Source organism: Acinetobacter sp. YH12058 (genome assembly GCF_013419805.1).
Lineage (GTDB): Bacteria > Pseudomonadota > Gammaproteobacteria > Pseudomonadales > Moraxellaceae > Acinetobacter > Acinetobacter towneri.
On the sequence record NZ_VOZL01000014.1, the window covers coordinates 71153 to 78885 of the forward strand.

The 7733-nt window shown below is 41.5% G+C and carries 7 protein-coding genes and 2 pseudogenes; 8 read left to right on the forward strand and 1 reads right to left on the reverse strand.

All coding sequences use genetic code 11. The features are described 5' to 3' along the window. Positions 1-7: 7 nt before the first annotated feature. Positions 8-1438 (reverse strand): argininosuccinate lyase, encoded by a 1431-nt coding sequence (argH, locus tag FTU09_RS09545; protein WP_171458207.1) that lies wholly within the window; start codon positions 1436-1438, stop codon positions 8-10. Between argH and FTU09_RS09550 the strand changes: the two genes are divergently transcribed. The 8 genes and pseudogenes from FTU09_RS09550 to FTU09_RS13915 all read left to right on the forward strand — a co-directional run. Then, positions 1429-2583, forward strand: a complete 1155-nt coding sequence (locus tag FTU09_RS09550; protein ID WP_180080076.1) for a sensor histidine kinase — start codon at positions 1429-1431, stop codon at positions 2581-2583. The genes argH and FTU09_RS09550 overlap by 10 nt on opposite strands. Before the next feature lie 71 nt (positions 2584-2654). After that, a complete protein-coding gene (locus FTU09_RS09555) occupies positions 2655-3395 on the forward strand; it encodes a LytTR family DNA-binding domain-containing protein (RefSeq protein ID WP_104852924.1) in 741 nt (246 codons plus the stop codon). A gap of 122 nt (positions 3396-3517) precedes the next feature. After that, a complete protein-coding gene (gene hemC, locus FTU09_RS09560; protein ID WP_154321288.1) occupies positions 3518-4438 on the forward strand; it encodes a hydroxymethylbilane synthase in 921 nt (306 codons plus the stop codon). Positions 4439-4459: 21 nt separating this feature from the next. Then, positions 4460-5239, forward strand: coding sequence for a uroporphyrinogen-III synthase (locus tag FTU09_RS09565; RefSeq protein ID WP_004975746.1), 780 nt, complete (start codon positions 4460-4462; stop codon positions 5237-5239). Beyond that, on the forward strand, positions 5236-6072 hold the full coding sequence (locus FTU09_RS09570) for a hypothetical protein (protein ID WP_167845709.1): 837 nt from the start codon (positions 5236-5238) through the stop codon (positions 6070-6072). The genes FTU09_RS09565 and FTU09_RS09570 overlap by 4 nt, the downstream gene beginning before the upstream one ends. Continuing rightward, positions 6073-7266: a heme biosynthesis protein HemY gene (locus FTU09_RS09575; protein WP_180080079.1), complete on the forward strand. Its 1194-nt coding sequence runs from the start codon at positions 6073-6075 to the stop codon at positions 7264-7266. Positions 7267-7275: 9 nt separating this feature from the next. Next, a pseudogene (locus tag FTU09_RS09580) lies at positions 7276-7608 on the forward strand (acyl-CoA thioesterase); the annotation flags it as partial. Between the two features lie 58 nt (positions 7609-7666). Continuing rightward, positions 7667-7733: pseudogene (locus tag FTU09_RS13915) on the forward strand (helix-turn-helix domain-containing protein); the annotation flags it as partial.

Below are 7733 nucleotides of genomic sequence, written 5' to 3' on the forward strand. Positions count from 1 at the left end.
TTCCTGATTATGCATAAAGTTGAGCAAGACGTGTTTGAGCACGTTCAATTGCCGCTGCAACTTGTGCAGGCGCTGTACCGCCAATATGATCACGTGCATTTACAGAGGCTTCAAGGGTCAGTGCTTTTTCAAATACATCAGCTTGAATTAAATCTGAGAATTGCTGTAATTGTTCTAGGCTAAGTTCAGACAAGTCTTTGCCTTCTTGTACGCCCAATGCTACGGCTTTACCTACAATTTCATGTGCATCGCGGAATGCCACGCCATTTTTTACTAAGTAATCTGCAAGGTCAGTTGCCGTAGAGAAACCACGTAATGCAGCTTCACGCATTTCTGCAATGTTTGGTACTAAAGCAGGAATCATATCGGCAAATGCCATGAGCGAGCCGCGCACGGTATCAATGGCATCAAACAAAGGTTCTTTGTCTTCTTGGTTGTCTTTGTTGTAGGCAAGCGGTTGACCTTTCATCAGGGTCAACAGACTCATTAAATCGCCATAAACACGACCTGTTTTACCGCGCACCAATTCTGGTACGTCTGGGTTTTTCTTCTGCGGCATAATGGATGAGCCAGTGCAGAAGCGGTCTGGAATATTCACAAATTTGAACTGTGCCGATGTCCATAAAATCAGTTCTTCAGACATACGCGACAAGTGCATCATAATTAAAGATGCAGCAGCGTTAAACTCAATTCCGAAATCACGGTCTGATACAGCATCTAACGAGTTTTCAGATACGGCTTCAAAGCCCAATAATTCTGCGGTAAAAGCGCGGTCAATTGGGTAAGTGGTACCTGCCAAAGCAGCAGAACCTAAAGGCATACGATTAACACGTTTGCGGCAGTCAATTAAACGCTCAGAGTCACGTACCAACATTTCAAACCACGCCATAAGGTGATGACCAAAAGTCACAGGCTGTGCGGTTTGTAAATGAGTAAAACCAGGCATAATGGTGTGGGTGTTTTTGGCTGCCAAGCTTAAAATGCCGTGTTGTAATTTTTTTAATAATTCTAAAATGGCATCAATTTCGTCACGGACATACAAACGAATATCGGTTGCTACTTGGTCGTTACGGCTACGACCTGTATGTAATTTTTTACCTGTAATACCAATACGCTGAGTAAGGCGTGATTCGATGTTCATGTGAACATCTTCAAGGTCAATACGCCATTCAAATTGACCTGCTTCAATTTCAGCCTGAATGGTATTTAAACCTTGGATAATATCGTCACGCTCTTCAGTCGTAAGTACGCCTACTTTGGCAAGCATCGTTGCATGTGCAATTGAGCCAGCAATATCTTGTTTATAAAAGCGTTGGTCAAATTGAACAGATGCTGTAAATTCAGCAACAAAAGCATCAGTCGCTTCAGAGAAACGACCGCCCCACATACCCGAAGTTTGGGCTTGTGACGGATTTGAGGAATTAGAAGATGTGGTCATATCGGCTCAATAAAGTAAAAAGCGGTGATTTGGACAAGAGTATAACAAATTCAGATTCACTTGCCGAAGAACAAGCCAATCAAACTTATGCTGATACGCAGGCAGAGCAACATGAGCTGTATTTTTTTACGAAAATAGGGCGTTGGCAATATCTAATTGAATTATTTATTGGCAGTAATGCTTTGGCAATGGTCTTGGCATTGGCTGAAGCACAAGGCTGGCATGGCTTAAGTTTTGCTCGGGTGCTGCAATACGTGCTCTATATTAATTGGGTGGTGTTGTGTTTTGCGGCCTTGGTGGAGTTTTTTCAGGCGCGTTTTTTACGCATGGGCTTGAGTTTATCTTTTTTGGTCAGTTTTTTGCTGCTGCAAGGCATCGTGTTGCTGACCACACTCAGTTTAAATACCTTATTGCATTTTGGGAAAAATTTTCATTTACAGCAGTTTAGTCTGGCTGAACTCATGCATGGGATTGGACTGCATTTGAGTTATGGTGTGATTTTGGGTGCGTTTTGTTTTCGTTATATCTATGTCCGAGAACAAGCTATTCAGCAGCGGCATAGCGAATTGCAAGCGCGGGTGCATGCTATGCAGGCCCGTATTCATCCACACTTTTTGTTTAACAGCTTAAATAATGTGATTAGTCTCATTGCCATAGACCCCGATAAAGCCGAGCAGATGCTGCTGAATTTATCACGTTTATTCCGTGCCAGTTTGCAGGAATTAAAACTGGTGAGCCTGAAAGATGAGATTGAACTTTGCCAGCGATATTTAGACATAGAACAAATTCGTTTAGGCGAGCGTCTGACCGTGGAATGGAAAATTGAACAACCGCAACTGCTCAGTCAGGTACAAATACCCTTATTAACTTTACAACCCTTGTTAGAAAATAGTATTTTTCATGGAGTTGAAAAAGTTTTAGCAAAGAGTACGATAAGTATATTGATCGAAATATTGCAAAACCAAGTCAATATTGTCATTACAAATCCGTATGTCAGCGATAAAATAAATTTAAGATCTGGACATGGGATTGCACTGCAAAACGTGGAACAGCGCTTAAAAGCGTATTATGGGCGTAGTGTTACTTTCAAAAATTATGCGGGGAATGGTATGTACACCACGGTGCTGCAATACCGTTATAAATAAAATAAGCTGTGATTGCTCTGATTTTTCTAGACTTGATAAAAATAAAGTTATTGACTTAAAAAGGAGGAAAAATGGACATCCTAATTTGTGATGATGAGCCTCTAGCTAGAGAGCGATTATCACGTTTGGTCACTCAACTGGGGCATCATGTGGTGGCAACGGCAGCTCATGGGCAACAGGCGATTGAACTGGCGGATGAACATCAGCCGGATGTCATATTATTAGATATTCAAATGCCGGGAATGGATGGTCTAAGTTGTGCTCAACATTTGCGTGAGCTTGACCCTATGCCAGCCATTGTGTTTTGTACCGCTTATGATGAACACGCACTTGATGCGTTTAAATCCAATGCGGAAGGCTATTTGTTAAAACCGATAATGCAACAGGAATTGCAACAGGTTTTAGATCATTTAACAAAACTCACGCAAGCGCAGATGAGTCATTTAAAACAAAAAGAAAATATGGACGAATTAAAAATAAAACGTCACCAAATCGCGGCGAAAACCTATCGCGGTGTAGAATTGGTGCCAATAGAAAATATCTACTATTTTTTAGCTGATCAGAAATATGTCACTGTGCGTCATAAAAATGGCAGTGTCCTGATTGATGAAACGCTGAAAGATTTAGAAACCGAGTTTGGTGATCAGTTTATTCGGATTCACCGAAATGCCTTGGTCTCGATTCAGTTTTTGGAGGGGCTAGAAGTGGTCAATTCAGGACAGTATCAGGTACGTTGCCGTGAGCTAGATGAGCGTTTGGCTGTTAGCCGACGACATTTGCCTTTATTGCGAGAACGCATCCAAAAACTCTAATTTGTCAGCATCATCGCAGATGAATACGCAACAGATTGATAAATCGGTAAAGAAATAGACTTGCATTTTTAGGGGATCAGGTTAAGTTTAGATGAACTTATTTATCTTGCTTAGCCACTATGATGAAAACCCTGAAAATTGCAACTCGACAAAGCCCGCTTGCGTTATGGCAGGCTGAACACATTCGTGCCCGCTTAGAGGCGATGCATGCCGATTTAACTGTTGAGTTGGTGACCTTTGTCACGCAGGGCGATAAAATTTTAGATACCCCATTGGCAAAAATTGGGGGGAAGGGCTTATTTGTCAAAGAATTAGAAGCCGCCTTAATGGATGGTCGTGCCGATTTAGCCGTACACTCTATGAAAGATGTACCCATGGCATTGCCTGAAGGTTTGAGCTTGGCGGTCATTTGTGAGCGTGAAGACCCGCTTGATGCCTTTGTATCGAATCACTATGCCAGTTTTGCAGATTTACCACAGGGCGCTAAAGTTGGAACTTCAAGCTTGCGCCGTAAATGCCAAATTTTGAAAGCGCGCCCAGATATAGAAATTATAGATTTACGCGGCAATGTGGGAACACGTTTATCTAAACTGGATGATGGTCAATATGATGCCATTATTTTGGCCAGTGCAGGTTTGAAACGTTTAGGTTTGGAGCAGCGTATTCGTCATACCATTCAGCCTGATGTGAGCTTACCTGCCGTTGGGCAAGGGGCTTTGGGTCTGGAATGTCGTAGCCAAGATCAGGCGGTGTTGGATTTAATTTTGCCGTTAATGCATGCCGAAACCAATGTCTGTGTACGTGCCGAACGTGCTTTTAATGCCTACTTGGAAGGCGGTTGTCAGGTGCCAATTGCAGGCTACGCAACTTTGCAGAATGGTCAGTTGCAGATTGAAGGTCGTGTTGGTAGTGTCGATGGGCAAACCATTCTTAAAGCTGTGCAATTTGGCGCACCTGAACAGGCTGAAATGCTAGGTGAAGAATTGGCAAAAGCTTTATTGGCACAGGGTGCGGGCGAATTACTCAAAGCCCTGTATCAATAATTCATATTGCACCAGAAGCCCATGCTCTTCATTAATACCCGACCTCAAGATCGTGCAGAGGCCTTAACTCAGGCTTTGCAACAACAGCATATTGAGGTCATTGATTTGCCCTTGTTGCAGCTTTCTGCACAGCCGTGGTCAGAGCAACTGGCTAATTTATATGCCCAGTTGCCTCACACGCATATTATTGTGGTGGTTAGTCCGACTGCTGTCGATATTGGGATGCAATATTTAGCCCGAAGCCAAATATCATTGCAGGATTTGCAGCATATACGTTGGGTGGCTGTGGGTGAGAAAACAGCAGAAGTTTTACGTGGATATGGTCTTTACAGCGAAGTCCCGCAGGTTGAAACTTCCGAAGGGATGCTGAGTTTGCCGTGTTTGCAAAATTTGAAAGTCGGCACACACATTGCCTTTTGGCGTGGCGAGGGCGGACGGCAATTTATGATGCAAACACTGCTTGATCAGGGGATGCAGATCCATAATTTTGTATTGTATCGGCGGGAGTGTCCTGCCAGTTCTATTGAAAAAATGCAGGCAGTACGCGCACGTTTAATACAATCTTCAGAATTTATCATGATGATCAGCAGTGAAGCCAGTTGGTTAAACTGGCTAAGCTTAATTCAGCGGGATTTCGATCTACTGAACAAAGGTCATTATTGGGTATTGGGTGATCGTTTAGAGAAAATTTTGCTCGATTATCAAACGCAGCATCATACAAAATATAACGTATTCAAGTTGACCCATTTAAAAACAGAATTAATATTGCAGCAAATGATGCGCATGCAAGGAAAACTATGAAAAAACTGGTTGTGATAGTGGTGTTGATCGCTTTGGTCTGGATCGTCAAATTAAGTTTTGATGTGATGCAAATTTCAGCGCAACAACAGCAACTCAGTCAAAGTTTGCATCTTGCAGAAAAAACCAATGCCAATTTAAATGATCAGTTGGTGGCTTTGCAGCGCCGTAATTATACCCAAGATGCGCCAGAACAGTCTGCAGTATCCAGCGCTGTGCAGCAAGAAGATGCGATTCAACCAGTAGATATGGTGGCGCAGCAATTGGACTTGGTGGAATTTTCCTTACAACAACAACAGTTTCACTATGCGACTGAAAAGCTAGCTCATTTAGACCGTGAGTTAAACGAATATGCTTTAGCTCCTGCTTTGAAACAAAGTTTGCACCAAGTTGTTCAGCAAGATCAGAAACAAATTCAACAATTTATAACAACACGTGATGCGCAATATCAACAAGTAAGTCAGTTGTTGCAACAGTTAGATCAACAATTAAAACAGCAAGCTCAACAGCCTGAGCTGAACCCTGCCGATGTCGATGATCGTTATTTTTGGCAAAAATGGCTGAGTATTGAATCTGCCAAGCAACCTGCGACACAGTTGATGCAGCGCCAGATTATTTTAAAAGAAGCGCAATTGCGTCTATTGCTGGCTCGACAAGTCTTTATGCAAGGTCAATATGTGCAATATCAACAAGAAGTGAATGACATTATTCAGTTATTACAACAATTGCCTGATCAGAAAGCACAGCAATTGGTTCAGCAATTAGAAAAAATTAAAAATTTAAATATCGTTCCAACGCCAAGTTTAAAAACACGTGCTTTATTGGGGGCGGTATAAATGAAACAGATTTTACTCGCCTATGTGGTGGTCAGTATTGTACTGGTCGCTTTGCTGAGCGTACTGAGTTATGGGCATGGTTCAGGCTATGTTTATGTGTATTGGCGCGAATGGCAATTGCAAACCAATATTTGGTTGTTGTTGTTCTTTTTCTTGTCGATTAGTGTTTCGCTACAAATTTTATGGTTGTTGTTAAAGCGCTATTTTAGCCGTGAACAGCGTAAGGTTGAAACAGTATTTAACTTTAAAAATCTGCATCCATATGAGCAATTGGCGGTCATTTGGTTGCTAGATGCTGCAGAAGATCAACACCAGTTTATTCGACAGGTGTTTGCCCAGTCAGGTTTGCTCAAAGGAGTGATGGAAGCACGTATGCACTGCATCCAACAGCAATATCCGCAAGCGTTGGCTGCCTTAAATCAAAGCAGTGCCATGGCGTTTGAGTTGGCAGAAATACAGCGTATTGAAATTTATTTAGCGCAGCAACAACCTGAACAAGCTTTGACGCATTTAGAGTTTTTGAATCAGCACGAATTATCGCCGTGGTTATTTAAAGTCAAAACGGCTTATCAAAAACGTTTAATTGCCTTGTGGGGCGAATTTGCCACGCAATATCCTTGGCATTATTTACGTTCGACCAAATACGGGCATTTAGATGCAGACACCAAGCAAAAGTGGCTGACTGAGTTATTAACCCAATTTGAGCAGGCTGATGCAGAAAATTTACAGGCTTTGCAGCAGCGTTATAGTGATTTAAGTGAGCAGATTTTCAGTCAGTCTTATGCCATTCAGGTGTTGTGGTTGAAGTTATTGTCGCGTCTGCCTGATTTGGCCGCACAACATGAACGTCTTGCGGTACAGATGTTGAGTGAACAGTTTAATCAGGAAGTGTTTTATTTATGGTTCCAACAGCAGTTGTTAAAACAACAACCTGATTATGCCAAAATTGAAAAGCAAATAAATCTGTGGGAACAGAAATACCCTGCATTACCTGTATTTAGTTTTGCCAAATGGCATATTTTTACAGCAACAGCGCGTTATTCAGAAGCCGAGCAATTACTGGATTTATATCCTGAACACGTATTAATGAGTTATTTAAGAGTTAAATCTAATTTAAAAGATCAGCCTGAATTATTAAAACAGTTAAATTTAATCTTTGAAAATAATTCTAATTTTGTCGAAATTAAAATTTAAGGGTGAGTTGTGTTAACACTAGCAGATTATCCAATTGTTTTTGAGCAGCGTGTTGCATGGGGAGATATGGATGCTTTTGGGCATGTCAATAATGTGATCTATTACCGTTATATTGAAAGTGCGCGTTTATATTATTTAGACCATTTAAAAATTTTACAGCAAGATGTTTTGACTGTGATTGCCTCAAATCAGTGCAAATATATACGTCCTGTGGTTTATCCTGATATTTTAAAAATTGGCGTTCGGGTAGAAGAATTGCGTAATAGTGCCATGCGTATGCATTATTTAATCCACAGTGAAGCACAGCAAATGGTGGTGGCAGAGGCAGATGCGGTGATTGTAAGTTGACAAAAATAACTAATCATGCGAAAAAGTTTTTTTAGTTAACAGATGTTCACACATGCCTCGAATTGTTTCTGTACCACTTAGTTTAGAACAGCGAGAACGACTCATTTTTCTGGCCAAGC